This window comes from Chamaesiphon sp. OTE_20_metabat_361, from assembly GCF_031364565.1.
Genome location: NZ_JANLWO010000434.1, coordinates 1 through 3157 on the forward strand (window position 1 = coordinate 1; position 3157 = coordinate 3157).

General features: G+C 41.5%; 4 protein-coding genes and 1 pseudogene. 1 reads left to right on the forward strand and 4 read right to left on the reverse strand.

Annotation, left to right across the window (positions count from 1 at the left end):
* Positions 1–600, reverse strand: a 600-nt coding sequence (locus RMO35_RS12725) for a sugar transferase (protein ID WP_309741657.1), incomplete at its 3' end; no start/stop codon positions are given.
* A 233-nt stretch (positions 601–833) separates the two neighbouring features.
* Between RMO35_RS12725 and RMO35_RS12730 the strand changes: the two genes are divergently transcribed.
* Positions 834–1175 carry a hypothetical protein gene (locus RMO35_RS12730; protein WP_309741658.1) on the forward strand — a complete coding sequence of 114 codons (342 nt, stop codon included), beginning with the start codon at positions 834–836 and terminating at the stop codon, positions 1173–1175.
* A 12-nt stretch (positions 1176–1187) separates the two neighbouring features.
* On the opposite strand, the gene RMO35_RS12735 is transcribed toward RMO35_RS12730, so the two are convergent.
* The 3 genes and pseudogenes from RMO35_RS12735 to RMO35_RS12745 all read right to left on the reverse strand — a co-directional run.
* A complete protein-coding gene (locus RMO35_RS12735; protein ID WP_309741659.1) occupies positions 1188–1883 on the reverse strand; it encodes a class I SAM-dependent methyltransferase in 696 nt (231 codons plus the stop codon).
* Between the two features lie 56 nt (positions 1884–1939).
* Positions 1940–2614: a DUF2301 domain-containing membrane protein gene (locus tag RMO35_RS12740; protein ID WP_310411305.1), complete on the reverse strand. Its 675-nt coding sequence runs from the start codon at positions 2612–2614 to the stop codon at positions 1940–1942.
* Between the two features lie 139 nt (positions 2615–2753).
* Positions 2754–3157 (reverse strand): annotated as a pseudogene (locus RMO35_RS12745) (RDD family protein); the annotation flags it as partial.

Consider the following 3157-nt stretch of genomic DNA (forward strand, 5'->3'; position numbering starts at 1 on the left):
CTGACTGATACCTTCTTGCTTGAATACCTTCTTGACTGTCAATAGCAAAATCTTCAAGTCCAACCATAGACTCCAATTATCCACATACCAGAGATCCAGGCGAAACTTTTCATCCCAGGTGAGGGCATTACGTCCGTTTACCTGCGCCCAACCAGTAATCCCTGGCAAAACATCATGACGGCGAGCTTGCTCGGTACTGTAGCGTTCTAGGTATCTTACCAGCAACGGACGCGGGCCGACAAAACTCATATCCCCAATGAGGACATTCCAAAGCTGGGGCAGTTCGTCTACACTAGCTTTCCGCAGAAATTGACCTAGTGGAATCAGCCGCTCTTCGTCCGAAAGAAGATTACCCTCTTTGTCGCAGTCGCTGGTCATCGTGCGAAACTTAAAGACGGTAAAGATCTTACCATCTTTACCAGGGCGGGCTTGGGTAAAAACAATCGGGCTACCCATCCGCAGCCGCAAGACGATCGCCACAACTACTAAAATCGGTGAGAATAGCAGTAGTAGTAGTGCCGCCATTACTCGATCGCCGATTGTCTTCAGACCGCGACTAAAATAAGTAAGGAACTTACTTGTAAATCCTGTATCTTTCATTGTGTATCTTTACCCGTCGTTTGTGATGGTCGGAGCGATTAATCTAACTCTAACTCATACTTATTTTGCCCATCAGTGGTCTCTCCGTTACCAAACTCCCGGAATTATTTCTAGCTAGCGGCAATCTGTACGCATTATACTTTATACAATACTAGAGCTAGATCCGCCAACCACGCATCCTTTAAGCCGATCTTACTAGATGAGTATCCCTATCTTTAACAGCCAGATCGATCGTGAATAAAATTATCTCTGTATCCAGCAAACCAATTACTAATATATCGACGACATCGGCTCGCAGTCAGCTTGAAGCAGAGCGCGTGCAGGAGATGCTGATTTTGCTGACTAGTTTAATGGCGAGAGAAGAAGCAACGATTAAATTAATTATCGATTGTCTCTATGATATTGGCTATATTAACTTAATTAATAAAAAAGTTAGATTTCGACCGTTAAATTCACTTGCCAAGTTCATTGGACGAAAGTCGAAGCCAGTTGCTAAAATCTTTGCTTGGCGCTGGTTTATCAAAAATTGTCCGCAACTCATCGCTAGATGGTTGTATGTTAAAGTTCAATTTTAAGTGGATATAAATCTAGAAGCGAACCTGATACATCTGAAATAACTGCCCAGATTTTGTAGCGGTAACTTTACCACCAACCTCTTTTACTAATTCGGTAAATTGGGTAAGCGGTGATAGATAAACTTCTGCACCTAAATACGTTTCCAAAATTGCCCAATTTTCGGTTATTTCGGCATCAGGATCGATCGCATCAAAGACAAATACCCCATCTGGTTTTAAGACGCGTTTGACTTCTTGAAGCACCAGTTGCCAATATTCTGGCGGATAATAACAACTAAATCCAGTGGCGATCGCCCGATCGAATGTATCATTCTCATATTGTAATTGATGAGCGGCACCAGTTTGAACGCCTTTAAACAACTTAGAATTGAGCTGGGGGCCACGCGAATTTAGTGCGTTACGTGCTACTATACTAATCTCTTGACCGTAAAAATATGTCTCCCATTCTCGCCAGTTGTAGATCAAAAAACTAACACCACAACCGATATCGAGACAGCGATGATTTTTTTGAAATCCGGCTAGTTCCCAAAATGGTGAGGTAATTTTGGCGGTGAGATGATGACCGATCCATTCTCTAAAAATAGGCATTGCTTCGACTTCTGCGGGTAGCTCAAATGCCTCTTGTTTGAACTCTCGATCGAATCTTTGTTTGACTCGATCGATATCGTTCGACCAATCATGTTGTTGTGAAATAATATCGCTATACATCTAAGTAAATAATCGTTAATTATATTTATGTGAACAGACTATTGTTGCGACCGAATCTAAACTTTCTTCTGATTCTCTAAGTATTCAAATACTGATTTGTCACCGATGTCCGGGGGGATTGCTTGGATCGCTTTGCGAGTGGCAAATACTAAAAATAGTCCCGCCCAAACTGCTAATACAGTTACCTCGATAGTTTGTGGTAAAAGCTGAGTAAGATGTCCCAATAATAAAGTTGGCACTATAAAGACCAAAAGCTTAGTTTCAAACCGATTGAAACAAAAAGCTTCTTTAAAAAAGATGCCCGTCAAGGCAGCGAATGTAAAGCCAATGCCTAAAATTGTTAACGGTCGATCGTAGACAATCGTGCCGATCGATTGATGATAATATATACAAAATCCCAGCGCACTCATACAACCAATCGCCCAGAATACTTGTAAGGTGCGATGCAAAACTACCATGTAAATATGAATTGTAGCTAGGGCAATACCTAGTGCAACTGAGAAACTAATATACAACCAATTTATCAGCATTAAAAGATTTAAGTTTGAGCCTGCTATCGGCTCATTCAGTTGCCATAATATCGCGATCGCAGCTATCCCAAAACTGATGGCAGCTACCATCAAAGCACTCCGATAAATGATGACACCTTGACGATCTCGCTCGGTAATAGAAAAAGAGCCAAACTGTCCTTGATAGACTGTAATGTCGCTAGCTGATTCGATCGATTGCATATTTGCCCCTTGATTGATGATTGACTTACTCACATCTTGTACTAGCATATAAAACTGATAATATCCAAATTTACTCCAAAATACTATCCACTATTCACTAAAATACCAATGACTCTGTTCTGCACAAGATCTAAATTCATTAACTTCTAAATTGCTGCTGATATGCCAGATAAACCGCTTCAATAATCAAATGAGCATCGCGAGAAGGAGGTCTATCTGCCATCTCAATCCGCTCTAATAATCGCTGTGCCAATCGATCGCTAACTTGAATTTTGGCATCCGGAGTTAGATTTGCATAACGCTGGAGGTACTTCCGAATGGTCGCGAATTCATCGGGAGTTAAGGCAGCAATTTGTCCTTTCTCGATCAGCCAGTTTGACATATCGACAGCCTCTGGCGATACGTCAATTTTTAGGTTGGTAACTGTCTGCCCTTCTTGGATTAAGATCGTCCCCGCAACCCAGTCACCCAATCGTTTTTCTTGTTTTGAAAACATAATCAATAATAAGCCGATAAACAAGATATCATCGATCGGTCTGAGGA

Excerpts from the sequence above, each read along its gene's own strand:
- RMO35_RS12735 (WP_309741659.1), bottom strand. The coding sequence starts at position 1,883 with ATGTATAGCGATATTATTTCACAACAACATGATTGGTCGAACGATATC.
- RMO35_RS12740 (WP_310411305.1), bottom strand. The coding sequence starts at position 2,614 with ATGCAATCGATCGAATCAGCTAGCGACATTACAGTCTATCAAGGACAG.